We start from the raw sequence: 17,667 nt of genomic DNA, 5'->3' as shown, positions 1-17,667 counted from the left end.
CAGGTCACGTGGCCGGCGCGGGTTATGCGGCGCGGGCGAAGCGGCTCCGGCCCCTCACCGCCCCTTCGGGTTCCTGGCTGCGAGAGGAGGCGCGGCGCGCCTTCTCGGCCGCCCGCACCAGGCGGTACGCGTCGGCCTCGCGGATGCGCTCGGCGTTGCGGGCGGCTGCGATCTCGTACTCGAACATCTCGTACTCCCTGGTTGCGTTTCTCGGGCACCTCGTTCGGCGTGATCCAAGATTCGCGTCCCAGGGGGTACCGGCACATCGGTCGCATGCCGCATCTGCCGGGGGCAGGGGGCCTTAGTCCGGGACCGGAGGTTCCCGAACAGGGCCGAGGCGGTCTAAGGCAGTGCCTAGCCGGCTGCCTTGGGGATGGTGAGGAGGAGGTCGAAGTACATGAGGACGAAGAGCAGGATGCCGAGGGCGCCCAGCGCGACGGCCGCCCAGGAGACGGACCGCACCCAGGCGGGGAGGGTGCGCTCGGGGGTGCCGAAGGCGGGCAGGGCCAGCACGAAGACGGCGATGATCAGGGCCAGGGTGGCGAAGATGCCGTTGACCAGGGCGGTGGAGTGCCACGGGCCGATGAACTGGGCGGCGATCTGCGCGTTGGCGTCGGCGGCCTGGGTCAGCTCGAGGCGGCCGGTGATGCTCTTGCGTTCGGACACGATGCCGGCGACCCAGCTGCCGCTGAGCGCGACGACGGAGAGACCGGCGGCGACGATCGCGGAAGCCGCGGCTCCGACGTGGCTCGGCTGCTCGTCCCCGGCGAGGTCCTCGGCGAACGTGTCGTCGTCCAGGTCCGCGTCGGTGCGGGCGGCGTCGGCCTCGGCCTCGGCGGGCTGGGGGATCTCGGCCTTCTTGAGGTCGGCCGGGGTTGCGTCCGCCTCGGAGGCGTTCGGGGCGGGGGTCTTCGTGGTGTCCATGCCGGGCACCGTAGGCGGCGAGTCTGAGAGGTTCATGAGAAGGGGGGCGGGCCCCGCGGCCGCGGGGCCCGGACCGGGCTCAGGCGGGACGGGCCGGGGGCCACTCGTGGGCGAGGACCGCCCAGATCTCGGTGCTCTGGCGCACACCACGGTGCAGGTGGTTCTCGCGCATCACGCCCTCGCGGGTCAGTCCGAGGCGCTCGGCGACCGCGATGCTCTTCTTGTTCCCGGTGGCGACGTGCCACTCCACGCGGTGCATGCCGCGGCCCTTGAAGGCCCAGTCGATGAGGACCCGGCAAGCGGCCGTGACCAGCCCGCGTCCGGCGGCGGCGGGCTCCAGCCAGCAGCCGACTTCGCAGTTGCCGCCCGCGGCGTCGAAGACCGGGTAGAGGACGCCGCCGACGAGCGTGCCCTCGACCCAGATGCCGAAGAAGCGGGTGCCGTCGTTCGCGGCCTTCTCGGCGTTCGAACGGAGCAGCTCGCGCGCCGAGTCCAGGTCGGTGGCACGGTCGGGGAAGCCGACGTACTGGCCGATGAACTCGCGGCCGCGGTCCATGTGGGCGAGGAATTCCTCGGCGTGCCACACCTCGAGCGGCTTGAGCTGGGCGTCTTCGGCCAGGTCTATCGCGAACATGCGTGGAGTCCTTACGGCTGGTCAGCGGGACACGGGTACGGAGTCAGCCGGCTCCGCGCTGTCTTCGCTCGGCCGCTGTGCCGGAAGTTTCGCATGAGGGCGTTCCGGGGGCTCGATGCTGATCCGGGGCAGCCGCCGGTCGAGCCATGCGGGCAGCCACCAGTTCGCGCTGCCGAGCATGTGCATCAGGGCCGGGACGAGGAGGGTGCGCAGCACGAAGGCGTCGAGGGCCACGGCCGCGGCGAGGGCGATGCCGAACATCGCGATGGTCCGGTCGCCGCTGAGGACGAAGGCCAGGAAGACGGAGATCATGATGACGGCGGCCGAGTTGATGACCCGGCTGGTCTCGGCGAGGCCCACGCGGACCGCCCGTCTGTTGTCGCCGGTCTCCAGCCATTCCTCGTACATCCGGCTGACGAGGAAGACCTGGTAGTCCATCGAGAGTCCGAACAGGACGGACACCATGATCACGGGCAGGAAGGGTTCGATCGGCCCGGCGCTGCCCAGGCCCAGCAGCTCGCTGCCCCAGCCCCATTGGAAGACCGCCACGACGACGCCGAACGAGGAGGCGACGGCGGCGACGTTCATGAGCGCAGCCTTGACGGGGATGCCGATGGACCGGAAGGCCAGCAACAGGAGCACGCAGCCGAGGGCGATGACCACTCCGACGAAGAGCGGCAGTTTCCCGATGATGACCTCGGCGAAGTCGTCGTAGCCGGCCGTCACGCCGCCGACGTGGACGTCCATGGAGTTGCCGTGTCCGGCGCGCGGAATGACGTCCTCGCGGAGCCTGTCGACGAGGTCGCTCGTGGCCCGGGACTGGGGGGCGGAGTCCGGTACGACGGTGAGGACGGCGGTGTCCCCGCTCCGGTTGAGGACCGCCGGGCCGGCGGCGGCGACGCCCTTCGCCGTACGAAGCGCCTCGGCGAGGCGCTCGACGGCGAGCCGGTCGCCGGCGCCGTCGAGGCGGGCGACCACGGCGAGCGGGCCGTTCGTTCCGGGCCCGAAGCCCTCGGCCAGCAGGTCGTAGGCCTGCCGGGTGGTGGAGCCGGCCGGGTTGTTGCCCTGGTCGGAGGTGCCGAGGTGGAGGAAGAGGGTGGGCAGTGCCAGCGCCAGCATGACGGCGGTGGCGACGACGCCCAGCAGCTTGGGGTGCCGCTCCACGAAGGCGGACCAGCGGGCGGCGAAGCCCGTGGTGTGCTCGGGCCGGGGACCGTCGGCGGCGAGTCTGCGGCGCTCGCGGCGCGAGAGCGCGCGCGTGCCGATGTACGAGAGGAGGGCGGGCAGCAGCGTGACCGAGGCGGCGACCGTCAGGACCACCGTCACGGAGGCCGCTATCGCGACGCCGTTGAGGAACCCCAGCCGCAGCACCAGCATGCCGAGCAGCGCGATGCAGACGGTGGCTCCGGCGAAGACCACGGCCCGGCCTGTGGTGGCGACGGCGTTCTCGGCCGCCTCCTCGACGGGGAGTCCGCGCGCGAGGCCCTTGCGGTGCCGGGTGACGATGAACAGCGCGTAGTCGATGCCGACGCCGAGGCCGACGAGGGTGCCGAGCATCGGGGCGAAGTCGGCGACCGGCATCGCGTGGCCGAGCAGGGTGATGCCGAAATAGGCGGTGCCCACGCTCACCACCGCGGTCGCGATGGGCAGCAGGCTCGCGGCGAGGGAGCCGAAGGCCAGGAAGAGGACCAGGGCCGCGACGGCGACGCCGATGACCTCGGCGAGGTGCGCGGTGGGGGCCTCGGTGAGCTGGATGGCGCGCCCGCCGAGTTCGACCTGGAGGCCGTCGGCCTCGGTGGCCGGGTTCTTCGCGGCGTCGACGACCGCCTCGGCCTGGGCTTTGGGCACGGCGTCGGCCGGCCGGTCGAAGGTCACCACGGCGTAGGCGGTGCGCCCGTCGGGGCTGATCCGGGCGGCGCTCTCGGAGCCGGGGCCGTAGGGGCCTGCGACCGATCCGACGCCGGGAAGCGCGGCAACGGCGTCGAGGGCCCGGGTCATGCGCTGCTGGACGTCCGGGGTGCGGGCGCTCTGATGGTCCGGGGCCCGCCACACGATGGTGTCGGTGTCTCCGCCCTGGCCGTGGAAGCCTTCCCGCAGGAGGTCGCCCGCCCGGCCGGATTCGGTGCCGGGGACCTCGTAGTCGTTGGAGAACGCCGTCCCGGCGGTCTGCGCGGCCGCCGCGGTCCCCCCGAGGGCCAGCAGCCAGATCATGACGGCGAGGAGTCGGTGCCGCATGCACCATCGTGCGAGTGCTGCCAACGGACGTGCTCCCTGGTGGTTCGGATCATTACCGGGAGACAGCCCGTCGCAAGGATCGCTTGAACTCGTGAAGGCCCGGCCGACCGCTCGGGGGATCACCCCAGAGGTCGGGCCAAATGGTCTACACCCCGACGATCTCAGCGATTCGTGATCGTTGGTCCCTTTCGTGTGCATCGTCACAGGGGGGTCGGGGTTTACGGGACGCCGGTCACTCCGTGGGGTGGCCGGACAGCTCGGGGCGGTGCTGGTCATCGGGTTCGTCGACCCGGTAGCCGGGGATCGAGGGCCAGCGGACGGTGAGGACCACCGCGTCTTCCTCCGCGTACCAGGAATGGTCGACGCCGCGTCCCCAGAGCACGTAGTCGCCCTGTTCGGCGAGGACGACGGTCCGCCCCGGGAACTCCAGCCGGAAACGGCCGCTGATCAGCACCAGCAGCGCGGTCCGCTTCTCCGCGGTCGCCCAGCGCTCCCGCTCGTCGCCCTTCGGGTGCACACCCCATTTGATCTCCACGTCCTCGCTGTGACGCGGGTCGGAGGGGTCCTTGAAGTGGCCGAGGAGCCAGCCGCGGTCGGCCGCGGCGTCGGGGGTGGCCTTGCCGGTGTAGATGGTGGAGTCGTCGTTCACGGGGTGAGGTTAATGCAGTTGTGGGGCCGGTCGGCCACTGGTGAGCTGGGCCGATGACGATGCAGACGGATCTTGACGAACTCCGCCGGGTGCGGGCCGAGTACGACGCCCGGATGCGCCGCGGCGCGCAGCCCGACGCGGCGCCGGCCCGCGTGGAGCGGGCCGGCGCGGTCGTCCGGCATACCGTGCCCGGGCCCGGCTGGAACGGCGTGCTCTGGTCGGACCTCGACGAGCAGACGGCGGACGCGGAGATCGCGGCGCAGGTCGCGCACTTCTCGGCGCTGGGGACGCCCGAGTTCGAGTGGAAGCTGTACGACTACGACCGGCCCGCGGACCTCGGCGACCGGCTGCGGGCAGCAGGCTTCGTGCCGGAGCCGGCCGAAACGCTGATGGTCGGGCGCACCGAGGAGCTCGCCGCGCTCCCGGTGGAGCCGCCGGAGGGCATCACCCTGCGGGTGGTGACGGACGAGGCGGGCGTGGACCTGATGATGGAGGTCCACGCGCGGGCCTTCGGAACCGAGCGGCCGCATATCCGGGAGCAGATGCTGAGCCTGCTCCGCGACGAGCCGGACGGCATCGAAGCCGTCCTGGCGATGGCCGGCGACACCCCGGTGAGCGCGGCCCGGATGGAGATGCCGCCGGGTGCCCCGTTCGCGGGCCTGTGGGGCGGCGGTACGGACCCGCGGTGGCGCGGCCGCGGCATCTACCGGCTGCTGGTCGCCCACCGGGCCCGTGTGGCGGCAGCGCGCGGGATCCCGTACCTCCAGGTGGACGCCTCCTCCGACAGCCGCCCGATCCTGGAGCGGCTGGGCTTCGGCGTGCTGGGCGTGACGGTGCCGTACGTGTGGACGCGCGGGTGAGGCCCGTCCCGCCGGCCGGCCCGGCCTCGTCGCCGGGCCGCGGCGGCCGTCCCGCCGATCGGTCCGGACTCATCACGGGGCCACAGGGGAGTGCCGTCCGCCGGCCGGCCCGGCCCCGTCGCCGGGCTTCCGGGCCGCGGGTCCAGCGGGCATGATCACCCGCATGGAACGCATCGACCCGCCCCTCACCGGTCACGAGCGCGAGACCCTCCGCGCCTACCTCGACTACCACCGGGCCACCCTCGCCTGGAAGTGCGAGGGCCTCGACGACGAGCAGCTGCGCCGGACCTCCATGCCCCCGTCCACCCTGTCCCTGCTGGGGCTGGTCCGGCACATGGCCGAGGTCGAACGGCACTGGTTCCGCCGCGTCCTGAGCGGCGAGGAACTCCCCCACCTGTGGTCGGACACCCACGACTTCCAGGCCGCCTACGACGCTTCCGGATCCGGCCGCGCCGAGGCGTTCGCCGCCTGGGAGGCCGAAGTGGCGCACGCCCGCCGCATCGAGGCCGCCGCCGAGTCCCTGGACGTGACGGCGTACGTGCCGAGCTGGAAGGAGGAGGCCTCGCTGCGCCTGCTCATGCTCCACCTCATCCACGAGTACGCCCGCCACAACGGCCACGCCGACCTGCTCCGCGAGGCGATCGACGGCACCACCGGCGCCTGAGCCCGGCCTGCCCGGCCCGGCCCGGCCCGGCCTGCCCGACCCCGGGCCCGGCCCCGGCTCAGAGCCACTCGGGGACCCAGCGCTTTCCCGGCACCCCTATAGTTAGGCCAGCCTAACCTAATGCACCGTGGGGAAGAGTGTGAGCAGCGTGAGCAGTGTGAGCGGCGAGAGCGCCGGCACGGGCGAGGAGTACGAGGCGCACAGGGAGTACGAGGTCTACCGCGACCCCTGGGGCATCCCCCACCTCCGCGCCGCCAATGCCCTCGACCTCGCCTACGCCCAGGGCCGCGTCACCGCCTCCGACCGCGCCTGGCAGCTGGAGGTCGAACGCCACCGCGCCCAGGGCTCCAGCGCCGCCTTCCTCGGCGCGGACTCCGTGGCCTGGGACCGGTTCGCCCGCCAGTGCCGGATCGACGACACCGCTCGCCGCTGCCACGAGGCCCTCGACCCGGAGACCGCCGCCTGGGTCGGCGCGTACGTCGACGGCGTCAACGACGGCCTGACCGCCGGCGCCGCCCGCGACGAGCGCTTCGCCCGCACCGGCCTCACCCCCACCCCCTGGGAGCCGTGGGTCCCGCTCGCCGTCTGGACCGCCACCCACGTCCTGTTCGCCGGCTTCGCCACCAAGCTGTGGCGCGAGCGCGTGGCCCGCGCCCTGGGAGAGGACGCGGTCACCCTCTTCGCCACCGACGGCCCCGGCACCGCCGGCAGCAACGGCTGGCTGGTGCCCGGCGACCGCACCGCCACCGGCGCCGCGATCATCGCGGGCGACCCGCACCGGTTCATCGAGGACCCGGGCGTCTACCAGCAGATACGCATCTCATGCCCGGAGTACGACGTCCTCGGCCTGGCCGTCCCCGGTGTCCCGGGCCTCGCCCACTTCGGGCACACCGGAACCGCCGCCTGGGCCATCACCAACGCGATGGCCGACTACCAGGACCTGTACGTCGAGCAGCTGCGCGGGGAGGGGCCCGCCCTGGAGGCGCTGGGCCCGGACGGCGTGTGGGAGGCCGTCGCCCGCCACACCGAAACCCTCACCGTGGCCGGCTGCGAGGACGTCGAGGTCGAGGTCCTGGAGACCGCCCGCGGCCCGGTCGTGGTCCGCGAAGGCGGGGACACCCTCTCCCTGCGCTACCCGCCCCGGGTCCGCCGCGACCTCGGCTTCGCCGCGCTCCCCGCCCTGCTGCGCGCCCGTACCGTCGCCGACATCGACCGCGCCCTCGACGGCTGGGCCGAGCCCGTCAACGTCGTGCACGCCGCCGACTCCGCGGGCGGCCTGCTGCACCGCGTCGCGGGCGCCGTCCCGCTGCGCCACCCCGCCAACCGGCTGCGCCCCGTACCCGCGTGGGACCAGCGGTACGCCTGGCAGGACTGGGCCCCGACCCCCGCCGAGCCCGTGCAGGGCTTCGCCGTCATGGCGAACGCCCGCGGGATCGCCTCCCCGCTCGGCGTGGAGTTCGCGCCCCCGCACAGTGCAGACCGCATCCGCGAACTGCTCAGCGGCTCCACCAACTGGTCCCCGAAGGCCATGGCCCGCATCCACGCGGACACGCACCTGGCCTCCGCCGAAGCGCTGCTCGCCCTGCTGCCCGCACTCGACGGCCTGTCCCCCGCGGCGCAGGCCCTGCGCGCCCGGCTGCTGGCCTGGGACCGGCACATGGCGGCCGACAGCACCGACGCCACCGTCTTCTCGGCCCTGCGGACCGCGACCGTACGCCGCCTCGCCGCCGATCCCGTCTTCGCGGACCTGGCGGGCGCCCCCACCGGCCCGGAGGTGTTCCACCCCTGGCTGTACCTGGTCCCCCGGATCGGATACGCCCTCGAAGGCCTGCTCACCACCTCCCTCCTCCCGGACCTCGAGCGCGTCGCGCACGTGCGCGCCGCCCTGGAGGAGACGGCGGCGAGCGGCGCGCCCGACATCCCCTGGGCGGAGGTCCACCGCCTCGCCCCCTGGTCGGCGCTGCCGGACCCGCAGGCGCAGTGGCCCGGCCTCGGCGGCGACCACGACTGCGTGAACGCCACGTCCTCCGTCCCCGGCTTCACCGACCTCACCGCCCGCGCCTCGGCGGCCCGTTACGTCTGGGACCTCGCCCATCGCGAGGACAGCCTCTGGGCGGTCCCGCTCGGCGCGGACGGCGTCACCGGCTCACCCCACCACCGCGACCAGCTCCCGCTGTGGGCGCGGTGCGAACTCGTCCCCGTCGTCACCGGCTGGGCCCGGCTCACCAAGGAATCCGCATGACCGCCACCACCCCTGCCCCCACCCGGCAGCCCGTGTACACCCGGCTCGTCGGGGGCTTCGGCACGGTCACCCTCACGCCGGTGGACCCGGCCGCCGACTCCGCCCTCATCCACAGCTGGGTCACACAGGAACGCGCCCGCTTCTGGGGCATGGGCGGGGCCAGCCGCGAGCTGGTCCAGGAGATCTACGAGGACGTCGACCGCCGCACCACCCACCACGCGTTCATGGTCGCGCGGGAGGGCGAGCAGGTCGCGCTGTTCCAGACGTACGACTGCGCCGAGGACCGGGTCAGCGAGTGCTACGAGGTCCAGCCCGGGGACGTCGGCGTGCACCTGCTGATCGGCCCGAGCAAGGGCGCTGCCCAGCACGGCTTCACCGCGGGCCTGTTGAGCGCCTTCATCTCCTACCTGTTCTCCGACGGCGGTGCCCGGCGCCTGGTCGCCGAGCCGGACGCCCGCAACGCCAAGGCCATCGCCCTCCTGGAGCGCACCGGGTTCGTACTCGGCCCGGAGGTCGAACTTCCGGAGATCGACCTGCCCGAGGTCTACCTCCCGGCCAAGCCGGCCCGCCTGGCCTTCCTCAACGCACCGGCGCCGCTGCCAGAAACCCGGTGACCAGCGCCGCCCATTCGGCGGGGCGCTCGGCGAACGGAAGGTGGCCGGTGGGCAGTTCCGCGAGCCGCGCGCCCGGCAGCGCGTCCGCCAGTTCCCGCTGAAGGGCGAGCGGCACGAGCCGGTCCCCGGTCGTGGCGATGACGAGGGCCGGTACGTCGATGCGCGCCAGCTCGGCCCGCAGGTCGGTCCCCTTGATCAGCGCGGCCTGCTCCCCGCCCCCGGGCGGAACGGTCGCCGCGGTCCCCTGCACGAGGGCCTCCACCTGCTCGGGGCTCAGCTCCTCCAGCTGCCCCTCGCCGAGGAGGAGCGGCACGAGGAACCGCGCGAGCAGTCCGTTCTCCCCGCGCCGGCCGAGCTCGGACCACAGCTCGGAGACGAGGCCGAAGCCGTGACCGGCCCTCGCGAAGCTCGCGGTGAGCACGAGCGCGGTGATCCGCTCGGGGTATCGCGCGGCGACCCGTACGGCGACGTTCCCGCCGAGCGAGTACCCGAGGACCGCGAAGCGCTCCAGCCCCTCGGCGTCGGCGGCGGCCACCAACTGATCGGCCAGATCGTCCAGTTCCAGCGGCTCCGAGGAGCGCGGGGTGCCCCCGGTGCCGGGGTAGTCGACGCCGACGACGCTGTACTCGGCGGCGAGCGCGTCCAGGATCGTCCCGAAGTTCGAGTCGACGGACCCGCCGGCGCCGTGGGTGAGCAGAAGGCCGGGCCCGCCGCTCCCGGTGCGGGCGGTGCGGGCGTAAGTGGCGGTCATGGAGTTCCTCCTTCGATTTCACAGCGGTCGCTACAGAAAGAACCGTACATTATTAAACTAGCGATCACTACAGAAACCTGTCCGATCGTCACTCTAAAGGGATGACCATTCCCATTGACCTCGCGCGTCCGGCGGCTCGAAGCTGATCCCCACTCAAACCATTGGCGCTGGGGGGAAATTGACCAGCCAGAATCTGCACATCGGGCCGGACGCGGCGGCAGACCGTTACCGGTTGCTCCGGTCGATCGGTCGCGGCGGGGAGGCCGTGCTCTATCTCGCGGAGATCGAGCTCGCCGGCGGAGCCGAGCCGGTGGTCGTCAAGGTGCTCGACTCCAAGACGACCATCACGCCCGAGATCTTCGACCGGATCAGCCAGAAGTGGAACGAGCAGGCGGAGTTGCTGCGCTTCGTCCACCGGCCCGGTGTGGTGGGCGTACGGGAGCACTTCGAGGGACCGCCGATCCACCGGCCCGGCGAGTTCTCGACCCTGACCGGGCGGGCGCTCGTCCTCGTCATGAACCACGTCGACGGGCTCGACCTGCGGGACTGGCGGGCGGAGCGGACGCTCGCCACCGCAGCCGAACGGCGCGAGGTGATGCGCACGCTGGAGCAGCTGGCCGACGTACTGGACTGGCTGCACTCGGGAAAGGCCACGCCGTCCGGTCGCCAGGTGATCCACGGCGACCTCTCCCCCGGCAATGTGATGGTCGACGCGCACGGGCAGGCCACGCTGGTGGACTTCGGCCTCAGCAAACTGACCGCCGACCACCAGACGGCGGAGGTCTGGTTCACACCGGGCTACGCGGCGCCCGAGGTCTTCGACGGGAAGCGGACGCCGGGCACGGACCGGTACGCGTTCGGGGCCATCGCGTACTTCCTGCTGAGCGGGCAGTCGCCGCCCGCCACCCCGGAGCAGCTGTCCCAGGCGCTGACGGCGGTGCCGCAGATCGCCGTGCTGGACGCCGAGCAGCGGGCGCGGATCGCCTCGATCTACTCGGCGGATCCCGGGAACCGGCCGGTGAGTCTGGCCGGCTGGATGAAGGACGTCCGTCACGCGGTGGTGTCCACGACCACCTCCACCTCGCAGCGCGTGGTGGAGGACGCCTCTCCGGCCCCTGCGGCCCCGGTCCCGATCCCGGCGAAGCCGGTGGCCCCGCCCCCGCCGGCGACCCCGCCGTCGCCGGCGGCTCCCACGCCGGCCTACGGCCCTCCGCCACAGCCGGAACCGGACACGGAGCTACAGCAACAGCTCCAGCCCCAGCCCGCAGCGCACCCCGTACCGGAGCCCGTGCCCGCCGCGTACGCGCCGACGCGACGTACCCCTTGCAGGCGACCCCGCCTCCCGAGCCCCGGAAGAAGCGCCGGACCGGGCTGGTGCTGGGCAGTGTCGCCGCCGTCGTGGTCATCGCCGCACTCGCGGTGGCCGGCGTACGGTTCCTGCAGGACAAGGACGACAAGGGAACGGACCGGACCGCGAGCGACAAGCCCTCTGCTTCCGCCTCCGACAGCCCCGAGCCGGAATCCCCGAGCCCGACGCCCACGCCCTCGGACAGCGAGAGCGCGGACACCACGGCTGAGCCCACGGCCAGCGGCTCCAGGCCCGCGGGCATCGCGCCGGACATCAAGGCCGCCGACCTGACCGTGATGACGCCCGTGTCGGGGCTGGGCAACTTCAAGATCGGCTCGGCGAAGATCAACACCAAGCAGTACGGGGCCGCCTTCATCGCGCAGCCCGACTGCAACGACGAGGCGATCACCGAGTTCGACCTCAACCGCGAGTGGAAGCACCTGGAGTTCACCGCCGGGATCGACGACGGCTCCACGCACGAGAAGGGGCGGGTCAGCGTTTCGGTGGACGGCAAGCCCGCGGCCTTCTCCGAACTCGTCGAACTCGGCAAGCCGGCCACCCAGTCGGTGGACGTGACCGGCGCCCTGCGGCTGCGCGTCAAGGTGGACATGGGCTGCGACAACGGCACGGTGGTCATCGCCGCCCCGCAGCTCACCCGCTGACGGGAACGCACGGCGGCCCCGCACCGGAAGTCCGGTGCGGGGCCGCCGACGTACGCGTTACTCGGAGACGCCCAGCTTCTCCAGGATGAGCTCCTTGACGCGCGCCGCGTCGGCCTGGCCACGGGTGGTCTTCATGACCGCGCCGACCAGGGCGCCGACGGCCGCGACCTTGCCGCCGCGGATCTTGTCCGCGATGGCCGCGTTGCCCGCGATGGCCTCGTCCACGGCCGCGCCGAGCGCGCCCTCGTCCGAGACGACCTTCAGGCCGCGCTTCTCGACGACCTCGTCCGGGGTGCCCTCGCCGGCGAGGACGCCTTCGAACACCTTGCGGGCGAGCTTGTCATTGAGCGAACCGTCGGCGACCAGCGCCGCGACCCGGGCCACCTGCGCCGGGGTGACGGGCAGCTCGTCGACCACGACGCCCTGCTCGTTGGCGTTGCGCGCCAGCTCACCCATCCACCACTTGCGCGCGGCGGCCGAGTCGGCACCCGCCTCGATCGTGGCGACGATGGAGTCCACCGCGCCCGCGTTGAGGATCGACTGCATGTCGTGCTCGGTGACGCCCCACTCCTCTCGGAGCCGGTTGCGGCGCACGCGCGGCATCTCGGGGAGGCCGGCGCGCAGCTCCTCGACCCAGTCGCGGGCCGGGGCCACGGGGACCAGGTCGGGCTCGGGGAAGTAGCGGTAGTCCTCGGCGTTGTCCTTGATGCGGCCGGCCGTGGTGGAGCCGTCCTCCTCGTGGAAGTGCCGGGTCTCCTGCACGATCGTCCCGCCGGACGAGAGAACCGCCGCGTGGCGCTGGATCTCGAAGCGGGCCGCGCGCTCGACGGAGCGCAGCGAGTTGACGTTCTTGGTCTCCGACCGGGTGCCGAAGGGCGCCTCGGGGCCGGGGCGCAGCGACAGGTTCACGTCGCAGCGCATCTGGCCCTTGTCCATGCGGGCCTCGGAGACGTCGAGCGCCTTGATGACCTCGCGCAGCTCGGCGACGTACGCCTTGGCGACCTCGGGGGCGCGCTCGCCCGCACCCTCGATCGGCTTGGTGACGATCTCGATGAGCGGGATGCCGGCGCGGTTGTAGTCCAGCAGGGAGTGGGACGCGCCGTGGATACGGCCGGTGGCGCCGCCGACGTGCAGCGACTTGCCGGTGTCCTCCTCCATGTGGGCGCGCTCGATCTCCACGCGGAAGATCTCGCCGTCCTCCAGCTGGACGTCCAGGTAGCCGTTGTAGGCGATGGGCTCGTCGTACTGGGAGGTCTGGAAGTTCTTCGGCATGTCCGGATAGAAGTAGTTCTTCCGGGCGAAGCGGCACCACTCGGCGATCTCGCAGTTCAACGCGAGACCGATCTTGATGGCGGACTCGACGCCGATCGCGTTGACGACCGGCAGGGAGCCGGGCAGACCGAGGCAGGTGGGGCAGGTCTGCGAGTTGGGCTCGGCACCCAGCTCGGTGGAACAGCCGCAGAACATCTTGGTCTTGGTGCCGAGCTCGACATGGACCTCAAGGCCCATGACGGGGTCGTACGAGGCGAGAGCGTCCTCGTACGACAGCAGTTCGGTGAAGGTGGTCACGGTGAAACTTTCCCTCTCAGCCCAGCAGGACGTCGTCGTCGCCCAGGCGCTTCAGCTCGCGGTACAGGATCGCGAGACCGGTGACGATGGCGGCGGCGGACACGACGGCATCGACCAGCTTCAGCGTGTCGTTCTCGCTGCGGGCCTTCTTGGCCTGCTTGATCACGCTGAGGGCGCCGAAGGCGGTGGTGCCGATCGACAGGTAGGTGCCGGTCTTGGACTTCTTGAAGCCCTTGGCCTTGGACAGTGCACTGGTGCTCACAGCGACGGTGCCTCCTCAAGCAGCGGGTGACCCCAGCGCGCGACGAAGGCGGCCTCGACGGCCGCGCCGACCTTGTACAGCCGGTCGTCCTTCATCGCCGGGGCGATGATCTGCAGCCCGACCGGCAGGCCGTCCTCCGGCGCCAGGCCGCAGGGCAGCGACATGGCGGAGTTGCCGGCCAGGTTGGTCGGGATGGTGCACAGGTCCGCGAGGTACATCGCCAGCGGGTCGTCGGTGCGCTCACCGATCGCGAAGGCGGTGGTCGGGGTCGTCGGGGAGACGATCACGTCGACCTGCTCGAAGGACTTCTCGAAGTCCTGCGTGATGAGCGTGCGGACCTTCTGGGCGGAGCCGTAGTACGCGTCGTAGTAGCCGGAGCTGAGCGCGTACGTGCCGAGGATGATGCGGCGCTTGACCTCGTCGCCGAAGCCGGCTTCGCGGGTCAGGGCGGTGACGTCCTCGGCGGACTTGGTGCCGTCGTCGCCGACGCGCAGGCCGTAGCGCATGGCGTCGAAGCGGGCCAGGTTCGAGGAACACTCGGACGGCGCGATCAGGTAGTACGCGGCCATCGCGAGGTCGAAGGAGGGGCAGTCCAGCTCGACGATCTCGGCGCCGAGCTCCTTGAGGAGCTCCACCGACTCGTTGAAGCGCTGGACGACGCCGGCCTGGTAGCCCTCGCCGGCGAACTGCTTGACCACGCCGACGCGCATGCCGGCGACGGAGCCGTTGCGGGCGGCCTCGACGACCGGCGGGACCGGGGCGTCGATGGAGGTGGAGTCGAGCGGGTCGTGCCCGGCGATGACCTCGTGGAGGAGCGCCGCGTCCAGGACCGTACGGGCGCAGGGACCGCCCTGGTCGAGGGAGGAGGAGAAGGCCACCATGCCGTAGCGGGATACACCGCCGTACGTGGGCTTCACGCCGACCGTGCCGGTGACGGCGGCGGGCTGGCGGATGGAGCCGCCGGTGTCCGTGCCGATGGCGAGCGGGGCCTGGAAGGCGGCCAGCGCGGCCGCGGAGCCGCCGCCGGAGCCGCCGGGGATCCGGGTGAGGTCCCACGGGTTGCCGGTGGGGCCGTACGCGCTGTTCTCGGTGGAGGACCCCATGGCGAACTCGTCCATGTTGGTCTTGCCGAGGATGACGACGTCGGCTTCCTTGAGCTTGCGCGTCAGGGTCGCGTCGTACGGCGGGATCCAGCCTTCGAGGATCTTCGAACCGACGGTGGTCGGCACCCCGACGGTGGTGAAGATGTCCTTGAGGGCGAGGGGCACGCCGGCCAGCGGGCCGAGCTTCTCGCCGGCCGCGCGCTTGGCGTCGACGGCGCGGGCCTGGGCGAGCGCGCCGTCGCGGTCGACGTGCAGGAAGGCGTGGACCTTCTCGTCGGTCGCGTCGATGCGGGCCAGGTGGGCCTCGGTGACCTCGACGGCCGTGAGCTCGCCGGAGGCGATCTTCTCGGCGGTCCGGGCGGCCGTGAGCTTGATGATGTCGGTCATGGTTGTTAGTCCTCCCCCAGGATCTGCGGCACCTTGAATCGCTGCTGCTCCTGGGCGGGAGCGCCGGAGAGCGCCTGCTCGGGGGTGAGCGAGGGACGGACCTCGTCCGCACGCATGACGTTCGTCAGGGGCAGCGGGTGGGAGGTCGGCGGGACGTCTTGGTCGGCGACCTCGGATACGCGGGCGACCGCGCCGATGATGTCGCCGAGCTGTCCGGCGAAGTGATCCAGCTCGTTGCTGGACAGCTCAAGGCGCGCCAGCCGAGCGAGGTGGACGACCTCCTCGCGCGTAATGCCAGGCATGCAGCGATCCTCTGGGGGTGGGTGGATGTTTCGTTTCGGACCCAATCCTATGGGGCCCGGCGCCCGGCCTGCGAAACGGTTTGCGCTGATGCCTGTACGTGGCCGGGCGCGAGTCCGCTGCGCGAGGCTTCCCGGGCGCCGCCCGGACCCGCGCCTCAGTCGCCGGCGCGGCTCGAAGACCGGGGCTCCGCCCCGAACCCCGCGCCTCGAACGCCGGCGGGGCTGAAATTGCCTTGCGGGCAATCCAGCCCCGGCAGGCGCAGGGTTGCTCTGCGCGCACTTCTGGGCCGGCGCCGGCCACATCCGGCCCCGCCGGCGTTTGAGGCGCGGGGCCTGGGGCGGAGCCCCAGCAGCGGCGCGGCGCCCGCAAGCCCGACCGCACCCCGGCGGAGTCAGACGGCGTCGGCTTCGGCGGCGGCCAGTTCCGCCGAAATGTCGGCGGGGCGGCGCCAGCCGCGCTCGCCGCGGGCCAGCAGCCAGGCCGTGGCCTCCTGCGGCGGCATGGCGGCGGCGACCAGCCAGCCCTGCACCGCGTCGCAGCCCAGGTCCCGCAGCCGCTCCCAGGTCTCGTCGTCCTCGACGCCCTCCGCCACGACCAGCAGGCCGAGCGAGTGCGCGAGGTCCACCGTGCACCGCACGATCTCCGCGTCCTGCGCGTCGACCGCGAGCCGGCCCACGAACGAGCGGTCGATCTTCAGCTCGCTGACCGGCAGCCGGCGCAGGTGGACCAGGGAGGAGTACCCCGTACCGAAGTCGTCCAGGGACATCTTCACGCCGTGACCGGTGAGCCCGGCCATGGTGTCCGCGGCCCGCTGGGGGTCCTCCAGGAGCACGTGTTCCGTTATCTCCAGCTGGAGGCCGCTCGCCGGGACCCCGTGCCGGGCCAGCCTCGCGGCCACTGCACCCGCGAAGCCCGGGGTGTGGACGTCGCGCGGCGAGACGTTGACGGCCACCGGGACCTTCAGGCCCTGGGCCCGCCACCGCGCCACCTGGGCGAGGGCCGTCTCCAGCACGTACTCCGTGAGGTGCGGCATCAGGCCGGAGGTCTCGGCGATCGCGATGAACTCGTCCGGGGACACCCGTCCGCGTTCCGGATGCACCCAGCGCACCAGGGCTTCGAGCCCGGCGACCTGGCCGTCGAAGCGGACCTTCGGCTGGTAGTGGAGTTCCACTTCACCTGCGTCGAGGGCCCGGCGGAGATCGCCGAGGAGGCCCAGCCGGTCGGGTGTGTTGCTGTCCCGCTTGGACTCGTACACCTCCACGCCGGTGCGGTCGCGCTTCGCCTGGTACATCGCCACGTCCGCGCGCCGCAGCAGCCCCTCCGCGTCCAGCGCGTGGTCCGGGAAGACGGCGAGGCCGGCGCTGGCCTCCAGGACGAGGGTGAGGCCGTCCAGGTCCAGCGGGGAGCTGAGTTCCGCGACCAGGTGGCGGGCGATCCGCTGGGCGCTGGTGGTGGAGTCGGCGACGGGGAGCAGGACGGCGAACTCGTCGCCGCCGAGCCGGGCCGCCTCGGCGTCCTCGGGCAGGGCCTGGCGCAGCCGGTCGGCGATCTGGAGGAGCAGCCGGTCGCCCGCCAGGTGGCCGAGGGTGTCGTTGACCGCCCGGAAGCGGTCCAGGTCGATCAGCACAAGAGCTGCCCGGGTGCCCAAACGTTCAGCCTCGTCCAGGGCGCTCCAGGCCCGTTCCAGCAGCCACTGCCGGTTCGGCAGTCCGGTCAGCGGATCGCGCAGCTGCTCCTCCGCGCGCGCCCGGGCGATCCAGAGGGTGGAGTCCAGCGCGATCAGCGGTACGGCGAACAGCGGCAGCAGCACCGGCTGCGTGACCGCGACGACGCAGATCAGCGGGGCGATGCCGAGCAGGGCGACGGCCACTAACGCCTGCCGGAGCAGGGCCGTACGGGCGACCGTGGGCAGGCCGCCGCCGCGCGGCACCAGCGCGATCCACAGCAGGACCCGGGTGGCCAGCAGGTAGGCGACGGCGACGAGGACCACCTCGGGCACCGCGTCCAGGCCCCAGGTGGTGGGGTTCCAGGGGGTCTCGACGGAGGGAGCCTCGCCGAAGGCGGCGAGTACGAGGGCCCCCGCGCCGATGCCCAGGATGTCCACGGAGCCGTGCAGCAGGCCCTGCCGCCAGCGGTGCCGGCGTGCGGCCCCGACCAGCGAGACCACCGCCAGCGAGACGAGGCCGGCGGCCACCCACCCGTAGAGGATGAGCACGCCGAGCGTGAGCGCGGCGCCCGATCCGGTGCCGCCCCACCAGCGGTCGCGGCCGAGCGCGACGAGGTGGCCGACGATGATGCCGGTGAGCAGGGCGAGGGCCCAGCCCACCGAGCCACCGGGGAACAGGGCGTGACGGTCGGTCAGGGCGGACGCGATCCCGGCGGCGAGCACCACGACGGACAGGCCCACGACGGCCAAGGACAGCACGCCGCGCCGCCCAGCTCCGGGCCCGCCGGTCGCGA

The 17,667-nt window shown here is 72.6% G+C and carries 17 protein-coding genes; 6 read left to right on the top strand and 11 right to left on the bottom strand.

Annotated elements, in window-relative coordinates; genetic code table 11:
- Nucleotides 1–22: 22 nt before the first annotated feature.
- The 5 genes from AB0D48_RS11615 to AB0D48_RS11595 form a co-directional block, all read right to left on the bottom strand.
- A complete protein-coding gene (locus AB0D48_RS11615) occupies nt 23–187 on the bottom strand; it encodes a hypothetical protein (protein WP_362393892.1) in 165 nt (54 codons plus the stop codon).
- A 167-nt stretch (nt 188–354) separates the two neighbouring features.
- Nucleotides 355–924: a hypothetical protein gene (locus AB0D48_RS11610; RefSeq protein WP_362393889.1), complete on the bottom strand. Its 570-nt coding sequence runs from the start codon at nt 922–924 to the stop codon at nt 355–357.
- A gap of 79 nt (nt 925–1,003) precedes the next feature.
- On the bottom strand, nt 1,004–1,558 hold the full coding sequence (locus AB0D48_RS11605; RefSeq protein ID WP_362393886.1) for a GNAT family protein: 555 nt from the start codon (nt 1,556–1,558) through the stop codon (nt 1,004–1,006).
- A gap of 21 nt (nt 1,559–1,579) precedes the next feature.
- Nucleotides 1,580–3,817 carry an MMPL family transporter gene (locus tag AB0D48_RS11600; protein WP_362393883.1) on the bottom strand — a complete coding sequence of 746 codons (2,238 nt, stop codon included), beginning with the start codon at nt 3,815–3,817 and terminating at the stop codon, nt 1,580–1,582.
- Between the two features lie 208 nt (nt 3,818–4,025).
- The gene (locus AB0D48_RS11595) at nt 4,026–4,442 is read right to left on the bottom strand and encodes a signal peptidase I (RefSeq protein ID WP_362393880.1); all 417 of its coding nucleotides are present in this window, start codon (nt 4,440–4,442) and stop codon (nt 4,026–4,028) included.
- A 53-nt stretch (nt 4,443–4,495) separates the two neighbouring features.
- Between AB0D48_RS11595 and AB0D48_RS11590 the strand changes: the two genes are divergently transcribed.
- The 4 genes from AB0D48_RS11590 (at nt 4,496) to AB0D48_RS11575 (ending at nt 8,822) form a co-directional block, all read left to right on the top strand.
- The gene (locus tag AB0D48_RS11590; RefSeq protein WP_362393877.1) at nt 4,496–5,302 is read left to right on the top strand and encodes a GNAT family N-acetyltransferase; all 807 of its coding nucleotides are present in this window, start codon (nt 4,496–4,498) and stop codon (nt 5,300–5,302) included.
- Nucleotides 5,303–5,465: 163 nt separating this feature from the next.
- On the top strand, nt 5,466–5,966 hold the full coding sequence (locus AB0D48_RS11585; RefSeq protein ID WP_362393874.1) for a DinB family protein: 501 nt from the start codon (nt 5,466–5,468) through the stop codon (nt 5,964–5,966).
- A 157-nt stretch (nt 5,967–6,123) separates the two neighbouring features.
- Nucleotides 6,124–8,208 (top strand): penicillin acylase family protein, encoded by a 2,085-nt coding sequence (locus tag AB0D48_RS11580; protein ID WP_362394345.1) that lies wholly within the window; start codon nt 6,124–6,126, stop codon nt 8,206–8,208.
- Nucleotides 8,205–8,822, top strand: coding sequence for a GNAT family N-acetyltransferase (locus AB0D48_RS11575; RefSeq protein WP_362393872.1), 618 nt, complete (start codon nt 8,205–8,207; stop codon nt 8,820–8,822). Before AB0D48_RS11580 ends, AB0D48_RS11575 begins: the two co-directional genes overlap by 4 nt.
- Here AB0D48_RS11575 and AB0D48_RS11570 read toward each other — a convergent pair.
- Complete coding sequence (locus AB0D48_RS11570) at nt 8,788–9,573, bottom strand: alpha/beta hydrolase (protein WP_362393870.1); 786 nt, start codon at nt 9,571–9,573, stop codon at nt 8,788–8,790. The two genes, AB0D48_RS11575 and AB0D48_RS11570, sit on opposite strands and share 35 nt — an antisense overlap.
- Nucleotides 9,574–9,751: 178 nt before the next feature.
- On the opposite strand from AB0D48_RS11570, the gene AB0D48_RS11565 reads away from it, so the two are divergent.
- Nucleotides 9,752–11,212: a serine/threonine-protein kinase gene (locus tag AB0D48_RS11565; RefSeq protein ID WP_362393867.1), complete on the top strand. Its 1,461-nt coding sequence runs from the start codon at nt 9,752–9,754 to the stop codon at nt 11,210–11,212.
- Between the two features lie 5 nt (nt 11,213–11,217).
- Complete coding sequence (locus AB0D48_RS11560; protein WP_362393865.1) at nt 11,218–11,583, top strand: NPCBM/NEW2 domain-containing protein; 366 nt, start codon at nt 11,218–11,220, stop codon at nt 11,581–11,583.
- Between the two features lie 57 nt (nt 11,584–11,640).
- Here AB0D48_RS11560 and gatB read toward each other — a convergent pair whose 3' ends face one another.
- The 5 genes from gatB to AB0D48_RS11535 form a co-directional block, all read right to left on the bottom strand.
- Nucleotides 11,641–13,152, bottom strand: a complete 1,512-nt coding sequence (gene gatB / locus AB0D48_RS11555; RefSeq protein WP_362393863.1) for an Asp-tRNA(Asn)/Glu-tRNA(Gln) amidotransferase subunit GatB — start codon at nt 13,150–13,152, stop codon at nt 11,641–11,643.
- 16 nt (nt 13,153–13,168) lie between these two features.
- Nucleotides 13,169–13,414 carry a hypothetical protein gene (locus AB0D48_RS11550; protein WP_362393861.1) on the bottom strand — a complete coding sequence of 82 codons (246 nt, stop codon included), beginning with the start codon at nt 13,412–13,414 and terminating at the stop codon, nt 13,169–13,171.
- On the bottom strand, nt 13,411–14,904 hold the full coding sequence (gene gatA, locus AB0D48_RS11545) for an Asp-tRNA(Asn)/Glu-tRNA(Gln) amidotransferase subunit GatA (protein ID WP_362393859.1): 1,494 nt from the start codon (nt 14,902–14,904) through the stop codon (nt 13,411–13,413). The genes AB0D48_RS11550 and gatA overlap by 4 nt, the downstream gene beginning before the upstream one ends.
- A gap of 5 nt (nt 14,905–14,909) precedes the next feature.
- Nucleotides 14,910–15,206 carry an Asp-tRNA(Asn)/Glu-tRNA(Gln) amidotransferase subunit GatC gene (gatC, locus tag AB0D48_RS11540; protein ID WP_030010586.1) on the bottom strand — a complete coding sequence of 99 codons (297 nt, stop codon included), beginning with the start codon at nt 15,204–15,206 and terminating at the stop codon, nt 14,910–14,912.
- Between the two features lie 392 nt (nt 15,207–15,598).
- Nucleotides 15,599–17,629, bottom strand: coding sequence for a bifunctional diguanylate cyclase/phosphodiesterase (locus tag AB0D48_RS11535; RefSeq protein WP_362394342.1), 2,031 nt, complete (start codon nt 17,627–17,629; stop codon nt 15,599–15,601).
- Between the last annotated feature and the right edge of the window lie 38 nt (nt 17,630–17,667).

Source organism: Streptomyces sp. NPDC048269, assembly GCF_040652395.1.
Lineage (GTDB): Bacteria > Actinomycetota > Actinomycetes > Streptomycetales > Streptomycetaceae > Streptomyces.
The sequence above is the reverse complement of the archived record's forward strand: the minus strand, read 5'-3'. Positions and strand labels throughout refer to the sequence as shown.

Coding starts and splice junctions, on each gene's coding strand:
- AB0D48_RS11615 (WP_362393892.1), bottom strand. CDS start 187: ATGTTCGAGTACGAGATCGCAGCCGCCCGCAACGCCGAGCGCATCCGC.
- AB0D48_RS11610 (WP_362393889.1), bottom strand. CDS start 924: ATGGACACCACGAAGACCCCCGCCCCGAACGCCTCCGAGGCGGACGCA.
- AB0D48_RS11605 (WP_362393886.1), bottom strand. CDS start 1,558: ATGTTCGCGATAGACCTGGCCGAAGACGCCCAGCTCAAGCCGCTCGAG.
- AB0D48_RS11590 (WP_362393877.1), top strand. CDS start 4,496: ATGACGATGCAGACGGATCTTGACGAACTCCGCCGGGTGCGGGCCGAG.
- AB0D48_RS11585 (WP_362393874.1), top strand. CDS start 5,466: ATGGAACGCATCGACCCGCCCCTCACCGGTCACGAGCGCGAGACCCTC.
- AB0D48_RS11575 (WP_362393872.1), top strand. CDS start 8,205: ATGACCGCCACCACCCCTGCCCCCACCCGGCAGCCCGTGTACACCCGG.
- AB0D48_RS11570 (WP_362393870.1), bottom strand. CDS start 9,573: ATGACCGCCACTTACGCCCGCACCGCCCGCACCGGGAGCGGCGGGCCC.
- AB0D48_RS11560 (WP_362393865.1), top strand. CDS start 11,218: ATGACGCCCGTGTCGGGGCTGGGCAACTTCAAGATCGGCTCGGCGAAG.
- gatA (WP_362393859.1), bottom strand. CDS start 14,904: ATGACCGACATCATCAAGCTCACGGCCGCCCGGACCGCCGAGAAGATC.
- gatC (WP_030010586.1), bottom strand. CDS start 15,206: ATGCCTGGCATTACGCGCGAGGAGGTCGTCCACCTCGCTCGGCTGGCG.